This window comes from Kluyvera chengduensis, assembly GCF_044197065.1.
In the GTDB taxonomy this organism is placed as follows: Bacteria; Pseudomonadota; Gammaproteobacteria; order Enterobacterales; family Enterobacteriaceae; genus Kluyvera; species Kluyvera ascorbata_C.
In genome coordinates, this window is the sequence record NZ_JBIQOI010000006.1 from 56,816 (window position 1) to 72,425 (window position 15,610).

The 15,610-nt window shown below is 55.0% G+C and carries 16 protein-coding genes; 14 read left to right on the top strand and 2 right to left on the bottom strand.

The features are described 5' to 3' along the window. The first annotated feature begins 5 nt into the window (after positions 1 to 5). The 9 genes from ACH1XZ_RS15855 to ACH1XZ_RS15895 all read left to right on the top strand — a co-directional run bounded on the left by ACH1XZ_RS15855 (position 6) and on the right by ACH1XZ_RS15895 (position 7,884). Positions 6 to 419, top strand: coding sequence for a DNA polymerase III subunit psi (locus ACH1XZ_RS15855; RefSeq protein WP_395596334.1), 414 nt, complete (start codon positions 6 to 8; stop codon positions 417 to 419). Continuing rightward, a complete protein-coding gene (gene rimI / locus ACH1XZ_RS15860) occupies positions 388 to 834 on the top strand; it encodes a ribosomal protein S18-alanine N-acetyltransferase (RefSeq protein WP_395596335.1) in 447 nt (148 codons plus the stop codon). The genes ACH1XZ_RS15855 and rimI overlap by 32 nt, the downstream gene beginning before the upstream one ends. Before the next feature lie 14 nt (positions 835 to 848). Further along, the gene (gene yjjG, locus ACH1XZ_RS15865) at positions 849 to 1,529 is read left to right on the top strand and encodes a pyrimidine 5'-nucleotidase (protein WP_395596336.1); all 681 of its coding nucleotides are present in this window, start codon (positions 849 to 851) and stop codon (positions 1,527 to 1,529) included. Positions 1,530 to 1,622: 93 nt separating this feature from the next. Continuing rightward, positions 1,623 to 3,212 carry a peptide chain release factor 3 gene (gene prfC, locus ACH1XZ_RS15870; RefSeq protein WP_035894554.1) on the top strand — a complete coding sequence of 530 codons (1,590 nt, stop codon included), beginning with the start codon at positions 1,623 to 1,625 and terminating at the stop codon, positions 3,210 to 3,212. A 404-nt stretch (positions 3,213 to 3,616) separates the two neighbouring features. After that, positions 3,617 to 4,213 (top strand): molecular chaperone OsmY, encoded by a 597-nt coding sequence (gene osmY / locus ACH1XZ_RS15875; protein WP_395596337.1) that lies wholly within the window; start codon positions 3,617 to 3,619, stop codon positions 4,211 to 4,213. A gap of 128 nt (positions 4,214 to 4,341) precedes the next feature. Beyond that, positions 4,342 to 4,503, top strand: a complete 162-nt coding sequence (locus ACH1XZ_RS15880) for a DUF1328 domain-containing protein (protein ID WP_064547200.1) — start codon at positions 4,342 to 4,344, stop codon at positions 4,501 to 4,503. 121 nt (positions 4,504 to 4,624) lie between these two features. Next, the gene (locus ACH1XZ_RS15885) at positions 4,625 to 5,683 is read left to right on the top strand and encodes a patatin-like phospholipase family protein (protein ID WP_395596338.1); all 1,059 of its coding nucleotides are present in this window, start codon (positions 4,625 to 4,627) and stop codon (positions 5,681 to 5,683) included. Next, complete coding sequence (locus ACH1XZ_RS15890) at positions 5,680 to 6,459, top strand: metal-dependent hydrolase (RefSeq protein WP_395596339.1); 780 nt, start codon at positions 5,680 to 5,682, stop codon at positions 6,457 to 6,459. The genes ACH1XZ_RS15885 and ACH1XZ_RS15890 overlap by 4 nt, the downstream gene beginning before the upstream one ends. 147 nt (positions 6,460 to 6,606) lie before the next feature. Then, positions 6,607 to 7,884, top strand: coding sequence for a NupC/NupG family nucleoside CNT transporter (locus tag ACH1XZ_RS15895; RefSeq protein ID WP_395596340.1), 1,278 nt, complete (start codon positions 6,607 to 6,609; stop codon positions 7,882 to 7,884). On the opposite strand, the gene ACH1XZ_RS15900 is transcribed toward ACH1XZ_RS15895, so the two are convergent. After that, positions 7,879 to 8,742 carry a YjjW family glycine radical enzyme activase gene (locus ACH1XZ_RS15900; RefSeq protein ID WP_395596341.1) on the bottom strand — a complete coding sequence of 288 codons (864 nt, stop codon included), beginning with the start codon at positions 8,740 to 8,742 and terminating at the stop codon, positions 7,879 to 7,881. The two genes, ACH1XZ_RS15895 and ACH1XZ_RS15900, sit on opposite strands and share 6 nt — an antisense overlap. Then, a complete protein-coding gene (locus ACH1XZ_RS15905) occupies positions 8,714 to 10,264 on the bottom strand; it encodes a YjjI family glycine radical enzyme (RefSeq protein ID WP_395596342.1) in 1,551 nt (516 codons plus the stop codon). The genes ACH1XZ_RS15900 and ACH1XZ_RS15905 overlap by 29 nt, the downstream gene beginning before the upstream one ends. A gap of 258 nt (positions 10,265 to 10,522) precedes the next feature. Here ACH1XZ_RS15905 and deoC point away from each other — a divergent pair, with 258 nt between their 5' ends. From deoC to ACH1XZ_RS15930, 5 genes are all read left to right on the top strand, one after another. Then, positions 10,523 to 11,302, top strand: a complete 780-nt coding sequence (gene deoC, locus ACH1XZ_RS15910; protein ID WP_395596343.1) for a deoxyribose-phosphate aldolase — start codon at positions 10,523 to 10,525, stop codon at positions 11,300 to 11,302. Between the two features lie 137 nt (positions 11,303 to 11,439). Beyond that, complete coding sequence (gene deoA / locus ACH1XZ_RS15915) at positions 11,440 to 12,762, top strand: thymidine phosphorylase (protein ID WP_333011457.1); 1,323 nt, start codon at positions 11,440 to 11,442, stop codon at positions 12,760 to 12,762. Positions 12,763 to 12,814: 52 nt separating this feature from the next. Continuing rightward, the gene (gene deoB, locus ACH1XZ_RS15920; RefSeq protein ID WP_395596344.1) at positions 12,815 to 14,038 is read left to right on the top strand and encodes a phosphopentomutase; all 1,224 of its coding nucleotides are present in this window, start codon (positions 12,815 to 12,817) and stop codon (positions 14,036 to 14,038) included. 99 nt (positions 14,039 to 14,137) lie between these two features. Then, on the top strand, positions 14,138 to 14,857 hold the full coding sequence (gene deoD / locus ACH1XZ_RS15925) for a purine-nucleoside phosphorylase (protein WP_035894565.1): 720 nt from the start codon (positions 14,138 to 14,140) through the stop codon (positions 14,855 to 14,857). A 183-nt stretch (positions 14,858 to 15,040) separates the two neighbouring features. Next, a complete protein-coding gene (locus ACH1XZ_RS15930; protein ID WP_395596345.1) occupies positions 15,041 to 15,532 on the top strand; it encodes an REP-associated tyrosine transposase in 492 nt (163 codons plus the stop codon). Positions 15,533 to 15,610 lie beyond the last annotated feature (78 nt).

Below are 15,610 nucleotides of genomic sequence, written 5' to 3' on the forward strand. Positions count from 1 at the left end.
TTCACATGACATCCCGGCGAGACTGGCAATTACAACAGTTGGGTATCACCCAATGGGCATTACGTCGCCCCGGGGCACTGCAGGGTGAAATTGCGATTACGCTTCCGCCGCATGTAAAACTGGTGATGGTGGCCGAGACGTTACCGCCGCTCTCCGAGCCGCTGATTAGCGATATTCTCCGCGCGCTGCGCCTCACCCCGGATCAGGTTTTACCGCTGACGCCGGACCGCGTCGCCATGCTGCCCCAGGACAGTCGCTGTCACTGCTGGCGTCTTGGTAACGACACGCCTGTCGCGCTAGAAGGCGCGGTGATTTCGACACCGCCGTTTAATGAACTGCAAGCCAGCGCGCCAGCGCGTGCTGCACTTTGGCAACAAATTTGCGCCCATGAACACGATTTCTACCCTCAGCACGACTGATTTACCCCGCGCCTTTCAAATTGAAACGCGCGCGCATGCGTTTCCCTGGAGTGAAAAAACCTTTGCCAGCAATCAGGGTGAACGCTATCTGAACCTCCAGATGTCAGTCGACGGGGAGATGGCCGCATTCGCCATTACTCAGGTTGTGCTGGATGAAGCGACGCTGTTCAACATTGCTGTCGACCCCGCATATCAGCGTCGTGGTCTGGGGCGTGAGCTGCTGAAACATCTTATTGATGCCCTGGAAGCGGCTGGCGTGGTGACGCTGTGGCTGGAAGTTCGTGCTTCGAACCACGCGGCCATCGCGCTGTATGAAAGCTTAGGCTTCAATGAAGCGACCATTCGTCGCAACTATTACCCCACGGCGGAAGGCCGTGAGGACGCCATCATTATGGCGCTGCCCATTAGTATGTAAGACAAGGTGAAAAGATGAAGAAGTGGGACTGGATTTTCTTCGATGCCGACGAAACGCTGTTTACGTTTGACTCGTTTAGCGGCTTACAGCGGATGTTTCTCGACTATAGCGTGACCTTTACCGCGGAAGATTTCCAGGACTACCAGGCGGTCAATAAGCCGCTGTGGGTTGACTATCAGAATGGCGCGATTACCTCGCTGCAGCTTCAGCATCAGCGTTTTACCAGTTGGGCGGAGCGTCTGAACGTGCACCCCGGCGACCTGAATGACGCCTTTATGAACGCGATGGCGGAAATCTGCGCCCCGCTGCCGGGCGCGGTTTCGCTGCTGAACGCCCTAAAGGGCAAGGTGAAGATGGGCATCATCACCAACGGCTTTACGTCACTTCAGCAAATTCGCCTGGAGCGTACCGGGCTTCGCGAACACTTTGATCTTCTGATTATTTCTGAAGAAGTGGGCGTGGCAAAACCGGATCGTAGGATCTTTGACTATGCCCTGGAACAAGCCGGCAATCCGGACCGTTCCCGCGTGCTGATGGTTGGCGATACCGCCGAGTCCGATATTCGCGGTGGGATGAACGCCGAGTGGGCAACCTGCTGGCTGAACGCGCATCAGCGTCCGCTGCCGGAAGGCATTACGCCTGACTGGACGGTGACCTCATTGCCTGAACTGGAGTTACTCCTGTGTAAACAGTGATTGCCAGCCCCCCTTTGATGGGTAAAATAGCCGCAATTTTTTCGTATTCAACCTGCGCGGTGCGAAGCCGTGCTTACTCAAGAAGATTGAATTATGACGTTGTCTCCTTATTTGCAAGAGGTGGCCAAGCGCCGCACTTTTGCCATTATTTCCCACCCGGATGCCGGTAAAACGACAATCACCGAAAAGGTGCTGTTATTCGGACAGGCTATTCAGACTGCCGGTACGGTAAAAGGCCGTGGCTCCAGCCAGCATGCAAAATCTGACTGGATGGAAATGGAAAAGCAGCGTGGTATCTCCATTACCACCTCCGTAATGCAGTTCCCGTATCACGACTGCCTGGTGAACCTGCTGGACACCCCGGGGCACGAAGACTTCTCCGAAGATACCTACCGTACCCTGACGGCGGTGGACTGCTGTCTGATGGTTATCGATGCCGCTAAAGGCGTCGAGGATCGTACGCGTAAGCTGATGGAAGTTACCCGTCTGCGTGATACGCCGATCCTGACCTTCATGAACAAACTCGACCGTGATATCCGCGACCCGATGGAAGTGCTGGATGAAGTTGAGCGCGAGCTGAAAATCGGCTGTGCGCCGATCACCTGGCCAATTGGCTGCGGCAAGCTGTTCAAGGGCGTTTACCACCTCTATAAAGACGAAACCTACCTGTATCAAACCGGTAAAGGCCACACCATTCAGGAAGTGCGCATTGTGAAAGGCCTGAACAGCCCGGAACTGGATGCCGCAGTGGGTGAAGAGCTGGCGCAGCAACTGCGTGACGAGCTGGAGCTGGTGCAGGGCGCTTCTAACGAGTTTGATAAAGAGCTGTTCCTGGCCGGTGAAATCACCCCAGTATTCTTTGGTACCGCGCTGGGTAACTTCGGCGTTGACCATATGCTCGATGGTCTGGTGGAGTGGGCGCCTGCGCCGATGCCGCGTAAAACCGACACCCGTCTGGTGGAAGCGCAGGACGAGAAGTTCACCGGTTTTGTCTTCAAAATTCAGGCCAACATGGACCCGAAACACCGTGACCGCGTGGCGTTCATGCGAGTGGTGTCCGGGAAATATGAAAAGGGCATGAAGCTGCGTCAGGTCCGTATCGGTAAAGACGTGGTGATTTCTGATGCGCTGACCTTTATGGCGGGTGACCGTTCGCACGTTGAAGAAGCCTACCCGGGCGACATCATCGGCTTGCACAACCACGGTACCATCCAGATTGGCGATACCTTCACCCAGGGCGAAATGATGAAGTTCACCGGTATCCCGAACTTCGCGCCAGAACTGTTCCGTCGTATTCGCCTGAAGGATCCGCTGAAGCAGAAACAGCTGCTGAAAGGGCTGGTTCAGCTTTCCGAAGAAGGTGCTGTGCAGGTGTTCCGTCCTATCTCCAACAACGATCTGATCGTGGGTGCGGTGGGCGTGCTACAGTTTGACGTGGTGGTTGCGCGTCTGAAAAGCGAATACAACGTAGAAGCTATCTACGAATCGGTTAACGTCGCGACCGCCCGTTGGGTTGAGAGCAAAGACGTGAAGAAATTCGAAGAGTTCAAACGTAAAAACGAAGTTCAGCTGGCGCTGGATGGCGGCGATAACCTGACCTACATCGCCCCAACCATGGTGAACCTGAACCTGACTCAGGAACGTTATCCTGAGGTTGAGTTCCGCAAAACTCGCGAGCACTAAAAACCCTTTCAGGGTGCGGCATTCGCTGCACCCTGACACTTTTCCTTCCTAATTAGCCGCTTACGGAAAGTTCTTAATTCCTTCTCTTTTTCCGCTAACTGTCTGTTTTTTGCTCAACGAAGCGGGCGATTTCAAAATTGTGATCTATATTTAACAAAGCGATGACATTTACGTTGGCTTTAAATTCTGATAATTCGTCTTGGTTTAGTTCTTAAAGCTAACGTCTATTCTCGTCGCAATATTAATAACTGGCTCAGAGCGCAATTTCGCGGTGTTTGATGACCCTGGTGGATTCAGGGAAGCCGTGAGAAGTCTGCGAGCAGGGAGTTTTGACCCTATTCAGCAATGCAACCTGCGTGTTGCTGGTGCTCGAATAATGAGCAAATACATACAGGAATATATAGATGACGATGAAAAAACTGACGATGTCCAAAACGCTGATTGCCGTGATGTTGACCTCTGCTGTCGCGACCGGTTCCGTCTATGCTGAAACGTCTACGATGGATAAGGCTCAGGCGAGTGCAGAAAGCGCAGGCAGTAAAGTGGGTAACTTTATGGATGACAGCACCATCACGGCGAAGGTAAAAGCCGCGCTGGTGGATAACGATAACATTAAGAGCACTGATATCTCGGTGACGACAGAGAAAAAAGTCGTGACGCTGAGTGGCTTTGTTCAAAGCCAGGCTCAGGCTGAAGCCGCCGTTGCGGCGGCGAAAACCGTTGAGGGCGTTACCTCTGTCAGCGACAAACTTCACGTCCGTGACAGTAAAGAAAGCTCGATGAAAGGATATGCCGGTGATGCGGCAACGACCAGTGAAGTGAAAGCAAAACTGCTGGCTGATGACATTGTTCCCTCACGTAACGTGAAGGTTGAGACGACAGATGGGGTTGTGCAGCTTTCGGGGACCGTGAAGTCCCAGGCACAAAGCGATCGTGCTGAAAGCATCGCTAAAGCCGTTGATGGCGTGAAAAGTGTCAAAAATGATCTGAAAACGCAGTAATAAGTGGTGATTTTGCCTGCTGAAATTTGGCAGCGGGCAAAATCTGCACCACACTAAAAATAGTGCATATGAGTGGAGTGAGAGCTCATAGCAAGCGGTCGACATTAACTATGGTAAAGGAGAAGCTTATGTTTCGTTGGGGCATTATATTTCTGGTTATCGCGTTAATTGCCGCCGCATTAGGATTTGGTGGACTGGCAGGTACCGCTGCATGGGCAGCAAAAATCGTATTCGTTGTGGGGATTATCATCTTCCTGGTGAGCCTGTTTACCGGGCGTAAACGCCCCTAGAACGTTACGCGTTAGCTAGCATGACACTAAAGCCAGTCCAGCGGACTGGCTTTATTAGTTTTAGCCGACCTGAAATTAGGCTACTTTGTAAGTCTGGTGAATAAAAAACAGGTAGGCAGAGGTGGGGCAGCGTATACCCGTCACGCTTGGCAATATTGCGCCATTATCGCTGAGTCGTTTTAAACCTGGCCGCACGGCATTGGTTTGTGAAGGGGGAGGACAGCGGGGAATTTTCACCGCTGGGGTGCTTGATGAGTTTATGCGGGCACAGTTCAATCCCTTCGATCTCTATTATGGCACCTCTGCGGGCGCGCAAAACCTTTCCGCCTATCTGTGTAACCAACCGGGCTACGGGCGCAAAGTCATCATGCGCTACACCACGCGGCGGGAGTTTTTCGACCCGGTACGCTTTGTCCGCGGTGGCAACCTTATCGATCTTGACTGGCTGGTCGGGTCTACCGCAGGGCAGATGCCGCTCGCGATGGAAACGGCTGAACGCCTGTTTGAGTCGGGAAAATCCTTTTATATCTGTGCCTGCCGAAGTGATGACTATACCCCCAGCTACTTTTCGCCCACCAGGCAGAACTGGCTCGATATTATTCGGGCGTCCAGCGCAATCCCGGGTTTTTACCGCCCCGGCGTTGCACTGGATGGCATCAGCTACCTTGATGGCGGCGTGAGTGATGCGATCCCGGTGCGCGAGGCGGCAAAACAGGGGGCTAAAACGCTGGTGGTGATCCGTACCGTTCCATCGCAGATGTACTACACGCCGCAGTGGTTTAAACGTATGGAGCGCTGGCTGGGCGAAAGTAGCCTACAGCCGTTGGTGAACCTGGTGCAGCACCATGAAACGACCTACAGTGAAACCCAGCAATTTATTGAGAACCCGCCGGGTAAGCTGCGCATTTTTGAAATCTACCCGCCGAAACCGTTGCTGAGTATGGCGCTAGGCAGCCGCATCCCCGCGCTGCGTCAGGACTACAAAACAGGCCGCTTATGTGGACGTTACTTTCTGGCGACCATTGGTAAACTGTTAGCGGAGAAACCACCGCTAGTGCGTCACCTCAAACAAGGCCGTTCTATTCCCCCGGTTCCCGTGGTGGAAGATATGCCTGATATTGCGATGAACGACGTGCCGCCAGTAAACGATGCACTCTTTGATGATAAGGATCTGGCGTGAACGGCCGTTTTATTGATACCCATTGCCATTTCGACTTCCCTCCCTTTACCGGTGATGAAGAGGCGAGTATTCAGCGTGCGGCGGCCGTTGGCGTTAGTCAGATAATTATTCCCGCCACCGAAGCCGACAACTTCCCTCGTGTGCTGGCGCTGGCCGAACGATTCTCTCCGCTGTATGCCGCCGTTGGCCTGCACCCGATTGTGGTAGAACGCCATAGCGATGAGAGCCTGGCACGGCTGGAAGCGGCCATCGCCCTAAAGCCAGCAAAATTGGTGGCGGTGGGGGAAATTGGTCTCGATCTCTACCGGGAGAACCCGCAGTTTGAACGTCAGCAGTACCTGCTGGATGAGCAACTGCGGTTGGCGAAGCGTTACGATCTGCCGGTGATCCTGCATTCGCGGCGTACCCATGACAAGCTGGCGCTGCACCTGAAACGGCATAACCTGCCGCGAACCGGCGTGGTACACGGTTTTGCCGGTAGCCTCCAGCAGGCGGAGCGCTTTGTCCAGTTGGGTTATAAAATCGGCGTAGGGGGAACGATCTCCTATCCTCGCGCCAGTAAAACCCGCGATGTGATGGCGCAACTGCCGCTTTCCTCGCTGATCCTTGAGACCGATGCGCCGGATATGCCGCTCAATGGTTATCAGGGACAACCTAATCGCCCGGAGCGGATTGCGGATGTGTTTATGCACCTCTGCTCGCTACGAAACGAGCCGCCCGAGGAAATAGCCGCGGCGCTACTGGAAAATACCCATGCACTCTTTTCGTTGCCATGAAGTGACGTAGATCTCATTACTCATCATTTAGTCGTTACTGTTGCGTAAAACCTGTGACATTTAGCAAAAAAGATAATTACGGGACGTTATAATCGCCGCGATTGGTTTGCCGTAATTATTATATTTTTCAATACACAGGGACTCTGTATGCAAATCCTCATGGGGCTCATCGGCATGGTGGTGTTGCTCGCCATTGCCTTACTTCTCTCCAGTAATCGTAAAGCGATTAACCTCCGAACCGTACTGGGTGCCTGGCTGTTGCAGGTGGGCATCGGTGCATTAATCCTCTATGTACCCGCCGGGCGTAAAGTCCTGCTGGCGATGTCTGAAGGCGTTGCCAACGTGATCGCCTACGGTAATGAAGGTATCGGCTTCCTGTTTGGCGGACTGGTTTCCGACAAGATGTTTGAAGTCTTTGGCGGCGGCGGCTTTGTGTTTGCGCTGCGCGTGCTGCCGGTTATCGTCTTCTTCTCTTCGCTGATTGCGGTGCTGTATTACATCGGCATCATGCAGTTTGTGATTCGTATTCTGGGCGGCGCGCTGCGTGCCGTGCTGAAAACCTCGCGGACGGAATCGCTTTCTGCCACGGCAAATATTTTTGTCGGTCAGACAGAAGCGCCGCTGGTGGTGCGTCCTTATATCGCCACCATGACGCGTTCTGAACTGTTTGCGGTCATGTGCGGCGGCCTGGCCTCGGTGGCGGGCTCCGTACTGGCAGGTTACGCGCAGATGGGCGTGCCGTTGGAGTACCTGATTGCGGCCTCGTTTATGGCGGCACCGGGCGGCCTGCTGTTTGCCAAAATCATCATTCCGGAAACCGAAACCCCGCACGATTCACCAACGCTTGAGAAGGATGCGAAAAACCCGGATGCGCCAGCGAACGTGCTGGATGCGGCGGCATCAGGTGCGGCATCTGGTATGCAGCTGGCACTGAACGTGGGGGCAATGCTGCTGGCGTTTATCGCGCTGATTGCGCTGCTGAACGGTATGCTTTCCGGCATTGGCGGTTGGTTTGACCATCCGGAATTGTCGCTGCAGTTGATCCTGGGATGGATCTTCTCACCGCTGGCGTGGGTGATTGGCGTGCCGTGGCATGAAGCGACGGTGGCGGGTTCATTTATCGGCCAGAAGCTGGTGATTAACGAATTTGTGGCTTATATGAACTTCGGTGAATACCTGAAAGCGGATGCTGAAGTCGCGGCGGCCGGTCTGCAGGTTATCTCTAACCACACTAAAGCGATTATCTCCTTCGCCCTGTGCGGCTTCGCGAACCTCTCCTCGATCGCCATTCTGATTGGTGGTCTAGGCAGCATGGCGCCTAACCGTCGGCAGGAAATTGCGCAGCTCGGCCTGAAAGCGGTGGCCGCCGGGACGCTCTCCAACCTGATGAGCGCCACCATTGCGGGCCTGTTCCTCGCCCTATAAGTACAGCGCCGGAGGGATAAGCCTCGTTATTCCTCTGGCCTGTAGCGCCAGGCTGATGGCCTCAATGTCCATCGGCCCGGCGCTATCCCACATCTTTGCCTCACCATAAACGCCGTGCGCGTGAAAGGCGTTCAGCCGGACAGGAATATCCCCCAGCTCGGCGATAAACGCGCTCAGCGGCGCTACCTCCTCCAGATAATCGCTCTGCCCCGGTATGACCAGTAACCGTAGCTCTGTGAGCATACCGTGCTGAGCCAGCCACTGAATGCTCTGCTTAATCCGCGTGTTGCCGCGCCCCGTCAGGGCCTGGTGACGGTTGCTATTCCAGGATTTTAAGTCGACCATCACCCCGTCACACACCGGCTGTAGCTTCTCCCAACCGCTTATCGGTAGCTCGCCGTTGCTGTCGACAAGACAGGTCAGATGCGCAAGGGCGGGCGTGGATTTCAGCGTCTGGAAGAGGGCGATGACGAATGGCAACTGCGTGGTCGCTTCGCCGCCGCTGACGGTGATACCCTCGATAAACGGCGCGACCTGCATGACCTGCTGAAGCACCTGCTCCACGCTCATGGTCTGCGCCATCGGCGTGGCCTGCTGCGGGCACATATGCAGACAGGTATCGCACTGCTGGCACACGTCTGCCTGCCAGGTGACTTTCCCGCCATTCACGCTTAACGCCTGGTGCGGACACTGCGGCACGCACTCACCGCAGTCGTTGCAGCGTCCCATCGTCCACGGGTTATGGCAGTTTTTACAGCGCAGGTTGCAGCCTTGCAGAAACAAGGCCAGGCGGCTGCCGGGCCCATCGACGCAGGAGAACGGGATGATTTTACTGACTAAAGCGCATCTGCTGTTCATGGCTCACGACACGAGGTTGACGTTCCAGGATACGCGTATTGCGGGCGGCTTCTTCACCCAGCCACGTGGTGTTAGTGCGGGAGCCTTCCTCACGATATTTTTGCAGATCGGACAGGCGCACCATATAGCCGGTGACGCGCACCAGATCGTTGCCGCTGACGTTAGCGCTGAACTCACGCATCCCCACTTTGAATGCGCCGAGGCAGAGTTGCATAACCGCCTGCGGGTTGCGCTTCACGGTTTCGTCCAGGGTCAGAATATCGCTGATCCCCGCGGTGTAGTGGGCGTGATGCGGCGCAACGGCCAGCAGATGGCTGATAGGATCTGGTTCATCGCCGTAAGGCAGACGAGCGCCCGGCGTGGTGCCGATATCCGAGCTGATGCCTGACTGGGCGTGCAGTAAAGCACGCTGCTGCCAGCCGTACTGTACCGGCGCACGGGCGACGAAGTTGGCAAGTTCGGCGCTGATGCGGTAGGCCAACTGATTAGCCTGCTCGTCTTTGCCGTAGCGCCCGGCAATTCCCTCGCGCTCGCACAGCATATTAACCGCCTCGGCGAGCGAGTAGATACCAAACATCGGCACAAAACGATCCGGGTCGATCAACCCTTCGCTCACCAGGAAGCTATTCTCAAAGAAGTGCGACTGCTCGTAGAGGAAGCGACAGCGGGCATCGATGATATCGATTTGCAGCTGGCAGTAGCGCGGCAGCACGTTCGTGAAGAAGTCATCGACCGATTCACTGCGCTGCGCCACCTGCTGGAGGTTCAGGCGCACCAGGGTGCTGCCACCGCCGGCAAGCGGCAGCGAGTTGTAACAGCTTACGATGCCATATTGACCATTTGTGAATATTTTATCATTTGCTGGCCCGTTGGCGATGTGTGGCTTGCTGCACTCACAGATATTTTGCGCCACCTGTAACAGTAAATCATCCGGCGTATTTTCCGGGTCGTAGATAAAGGTCAGGTTTGGCGCAACCTGCTTTAACTCAGCATCTGCACGTAAAATGGCGCGCGTGACAGGCGTATCGTGCGGGCCAATATTCACGTGGGTGAAGGCGTCAGGCAGCGTGCGGTCGAGATAGCGCCAGAAACGTTTTATTCGAATATCAATTTCATCTTGTGTTAGAATTCTAACATAAGGCGATAACAGCGCATCAAGATGACCGAGGTAAACCGGCATCGCCGTCACCGAAGGGACGTGATGGTAGAGGATGGTCAGCAGTGAAAGGGCATCGTCCAGATCTTCGGCGCCCGCTAGCTCCAGCCATTCGGAACCGTTAGCCAGAAACCGCGCGTAGTCCGGTAGGACGTAACGCGGTTTATACGGCGCATGCCCTTCATACATATCGCAAATGACACCTTCGGCCAGCGCCGCCCGCGCTTCCTCAGAGAGTTCTGGGTACGGCAGGGCATTTTCGGCCTCCAGGGCCAGAAAATGACGTTTCTGTTCCGGGGTTAGCACGGCGCTTGTCACAATGTGCTGGCAGTGTTGCATCAGCGATGAATCATTCGATGTTGGCATGTTCGGTTCCTCAGACGAGTGATAGGCGAAGTGTATGAAAAACGATGAGGCCGTCTTTTGATCCCAGCGGCTGAAGTGGCGTTTTAGCTGCCGTTTCTGGTGTAAAAGTTTGATGTATGTCTCGTTATTGTTATGCAATTTTGTACGAAGTTTTCACTAAGTGTGATGAAAGTCGAAGTGTGAACGCGGGGCGGTGTTACAATAGTCACAGACCCGCAAGGTAACGATTTACACGGCAATACGCCGTCGGAGAGAAACATGACTGATTTAAAGGCAAGCAGCCTGCGTGCGCTGCAGTTGATGGACTTAACTACCCTGAATGAAGACGATACCGACGCGAAAGTGATCGCGCTGTGTCATCAGGCGAAAACGCCGGTGGGCAACACCGCCGCTGTCTGCATCTATCCGCGTTTCATCCCGATTGCGCGTAAAACGCTGAAAGAGCAGGGAACCCCGGACATCCGCATCGCCACCGTCACCAACTTCCCGCACGGTAACGATGACATCGAGATTGCGCTGGCGGAAACCCGCGCGGCTATCGCCTACGGTGCGGACGAAGTTGACGTGGTATTCCCATACCGCGCGCTGATTGCTGGCAACGAGCAGGTTGGTTTTGACCTGGTGAAAGCCTGTAAAGACGCCTGTGCGGCGGCAAACGTGCTGCTGAAAGTGATCATCGAAACCGGCGAACTGAAAGAAGAAGCACTGATTCGTAAAGCCTCTGAAATCGCCATCAAAGCCGGTGCTGATTTCATCAAAACCTCTACCGGCAAAGTACCGGTAAACGCGACCCCAGAAAGCGCGCGCATCATGATGGAAGTCATCCGCGATATGGGCGTACAGAAAACCGTGGGCTTCAAGCCAGCGGGCGGCGTTCGTAGCGCAGAAGACGCACAGCTGTTCCTGTCTATCGCTGACGAACTGTTCGGCGCGGACTGGGCTGATTCCCGTCACTACCGCTTCGGCGCTTCCTCTCTGCTGGCTAGCCTGCTGAAGGCGCTGGGCCACGGCGACGGTAAGAGCGCTAGCAGCTATTAATGCATTATCGTAGCCCGGACGAGGTGCATGTGCGCCGACTCCGGGATCTCCCCGGCGGCGCTACGCTTGGCCGGGCTACAGGAACGTAGCGCGGGCGCAAGCCCGCTGCATTTAACCTGATTAATCAGGAGGGTACTTTGTTTCTCGCTCAAGAAATTATTCGCAAAAAACGTGATGGCCACGCGCTGAGTGATGAAGAAATTCGTTTCTTTATCAACGGGATTCGTGACAACACCATCTCTGAAGGGCAGATTGCCGCGCTGGCGATGACCATTTTCTTCCATGATATGAGCATGCCGGAGCGTGTCTCGCTGACCATGGCGATGCGAGATTCAGGCACCGTCCTGGACTGGAAGAGCCTCAACCTCAACGGCCCGATTGTCGACAAGCACTCTACCGGCGGCGTCGGTGACGTCACCTCGCTGATGCTTGGCCCAATGGTCGCAGCCTGCGGCGGCTATATTCCAATGATCTCCGGTCGCGGCCTCGGCCATACCGGCGGTACGCTCGACAAACTGGAAGCCATTCCGGGCTTCGACATCTTCCCGGACGACAACCGTTTCCGTGAAATTATTAAAGACGTGGGTGTGGCGATTATTGGGCAGACCAGCTCGCTCGCACCGGCGGACAAACGTTTTTACGCCACCCGCGATATTACCGCGACGGTGGACTCCATCCCGCTGATTACCGCCTCCATTCTCGCCAAAAAGCTGGCAGAAGGTCTCGATGCGCTGGTGATGGACGTGAAAGTAGGCAGCGGCGCGTTTATGCCGACCTACGAACTCTCTGCGGCACTGGCTGAAGCCATTGTGGGCGTTTCCAACGGCGCAGGCGTTAAAACCACGGCGCTGCTGACCGACATGAACCAGGTGCTGGCCTCCAGCGCAGGTAACGCCGTGGAAGTGCGCGAAGCCGTGCAGTTCCTGACAGGTGAATACCGCAACCCGCGTCTGTTCGACGTCACGATGGCGCTGTGCGTTGAGATGCTGATCTCCGGTAAGCTCGCCAAAGACGACGCCGAAGCGCGCGCAAAACTGCAGGCCGTGCTCGACAACGGCAAAGCGGCGGAGATCTTTGGTCGCATGGTGGCAGCACAGAAAGGCCCAACCGATTTCGTTGAAAACTATGCGAAATATCTGCCAACGGCGATGCTAAGCAAAGCCGTCTATGCTGATACCGAAGGTTTTGTCAGCGCGATGGACACCCGCGCGCTGGGCATGGCGGTGGTTTCTATGGGCGGCGGTCGTCGCCAGGCTTCTGACACCATCGATTACAGCGTTGGCTTTACCGACATGGCCCGTCTGGGCGACAGCGTTGACGGACAGCGTCCGCTGGCGGTGATCCACGCGAAAGATGAAGCAAGCTGGCAGGATGCGGCGAAAGCCGTGAAAGCGGCAATTAAACTGGACGATAAAGCGCCTGAAATTACGCCAACCGTCTATCGTCGCATCACCGAATAGTTATATACTGATCTGATCGCTTTTTTGCAGCGCAAGATGTATGGAGAACAAGATGAAACGTGCATTTATTATGGTGCTGGACTCCTTTGGGATTGGTGCAACGGAAGACGCAGACCGCTTTGGCGATGTCGGCGCAGATACGATGGGCCACATTGCAGAAGCCTGCGCCAAAGGCGAAGCTGACAATGGCCGTAAAGGTCCGCTGAATTTGCCTAACCTGACCCGTCTGGGTCTGGTGAAAGCGCATGAAGGTTCCACCGGTAAAATTGCTGCCGGCATGGACGGCAACGCGGAAGTGGTGGGCGCATATGCCTGGGCGCATGAGCTCTCTTCCGGTAAAGATACGCCGTCTGGTCACTGGGAAATCGCTGGTGTGCCGGTTCTGTTCGACTGGGGCTACTTCAGCGACCACGAAAACAGCTTCCCGCAGGAACTGCTGGATAAACTGGTTAAGCGTGCCAACCTGCCGGGCTACCTCGGCAACTGCCACTCTTCCGGTACCGTGATCCTCGATCAACTGGGCGAAGAGCATATGAAAACCGGCAAGCCGATTTTCTATACCTCTGCCGACTCCGTGTTCCAGATCGCCTGCCACGAAGAGACCTTTGGCCTGGATAAGCTTTACGAGCTGTGTGAAATCGCGCGTGAAGAGCTGACCGAAGGCGGCTACAACATTGGTCGCGTTATCGCGCGTCCGTTTGTGGGCGACAAAGCGGGTAACTTCCAGCGTACCGGTAACCGTCACGACCTGGCCGTTGAGCCACCGGCGGCGACCGTTCTGCAGAAACTGGTCGATGAGAAACACGGTCACGTGGTTTCCGTCGGTAAGATTGCGGACATCTACGCCAACTGCGGTATCACGAAAAAAGTGAAAGCCACCGGTTTGGACGCGCTGTTCGACGCCACCATCAAAGAGATGAAGGAAGCCGGTGATGAGACTATCGTCTTCACCAACTTCGTTGACTTCGACTCTTCATGGGGCCACCGTCGCGATATCGCGGGCTACGCTGCGGGTCTGGAACTGTTCGACCGCCGTCTGCCAGAGCTGATGGAGCTGGTGGGTGAAGATGATATTCTGATCCTCACCGCTGACCACGGCTGCGACCCAAGCTGGACCGGTACTGACCACACCCGTGAGCACATTCCGGTGCTGATCTACGGCCCGAAAGTCAAACCGGGTTCGCTGGGTCACCGTGAAACCTTCGCGGATATCGGCCAGACGCTGGCGACCTACTTCGGTACGTCCCCAATGGAATACGGCAAAAATATGCTGTGATGCAATTGCCCGGTGGCGCAAGCTTACCGGGCCTACGGTTTTGTCGGCCTGATAAGGCGTAGCCGTCATCAGGCAGTAACAACGTGATAAGGATAAAAGATGGCAACCCCACACATTAATGCAGAAATGGGCGATTTCGCTGACGTAGTTTTGATGCCGGGCGACCCGCTGCGTGCGAAGCACATTGCTGAGACTTTCCTCGAAGATGTCCGTGAAGTGAACAACGTTCGCGGCATGTTAGGTTTCACCGGGACTTACAAAGGCCGTAAGATCTCCGTTATGGGTCACGGTATGGGCATCCCATCCTGCTCCATCTACACCAAAGAGCTGATCACCGACTTCGGCGTGAAGAAAATCATTCGCGTAGGTTCCTGCGGCGCGGTACGTGCTGACGTGAAACTGCGTGACGTGGTTATCGGCATGGGCGCGTGCACCGACTCTAAAGTGAACCGCCTGCGCTTTAAAGATCACGACTTCGCCGCTATCGCTGACTTCGGCATGGTGCGTGACGCGGTTGACGCGGCTAAAGCACTGGGCGTTGACGCTCGCGTAGGTAACATCTTCTCCGCTGACCTGTTCTACACTCCAGATCCAACCATGTTCGACGTGATGGAAAAATACGGTATCCTGGGCGTGGAAATGGAAGCGGCGGGTATCTACGGCGTAGCCGCAGAATTCGGTGCCAAAGCGCTGACCATCTGCACCGTATCCGACCATATCCGTACCCACGAGCAGACCACTGCCGCTGAACGTCAGACGACCTTCAACGACATGATTAAAATCGCGCTGGAATCCGTTCTGCTGGGCGATAAAGCTTAAGATTGTCTGTGCCCGGTGGCGCTTCGCTGACCGGGCCTACGATCTGTTGTAGGCCGGATAAGGCGCAGCCGCCATCCGGCAATTTTACGCATGTACTGCGAACCTCCTTCCCGAATTACCCTCTCCGCATTGCCATTTGTCCTTCACCGGTTATGTTTGAATTTTGTTTAAGGGATAAACAAAATGTCGAACTATCGTCGTTATTACATGAACGGTGGAACCTGGTTTTTCACGGTTAACCTGAAAAACCGGAAAAGCGATGTGCTGGTCCGTCAGATTGCAGAATTACGATCAGCCATTCGTCGTGTGAAAGAAACTAAGCCTTTTCAGGTAGATGCTCTGGTCGTGCTACCTGAACATTTGCATTGCATCTGGACCCTTCCCGAGAACGATTGTGATTTTTCGTCCCGTTGGCGGGAGCTCAAAAAGTTATTTACCAAATCAATAATGTGCCATGAAGTGTGGCAGCCACGTTTCTGGGAGCACGCGATTCGCGATGAAGAAGATTACCGCCGACATGTCGATTACATCTATATCAATCCCGTAAAGCATGGTTGGGTGACGTGCGTCCAGGATTGGCCGTTTTCGACATTTCATCGTGATGTTCGAAAGAGCATTTATCCGGTTGATTGGGCGGGGGATATGAATGGGCTTGAGGCAGGGGAGCGGCGGTAATGCCGGATGGCGCTTCGCTTATCCGGCCTACAGAAAGCACTCGTTTGTAGGCCGGATAAGGCGTTAGCCGCCATCCGG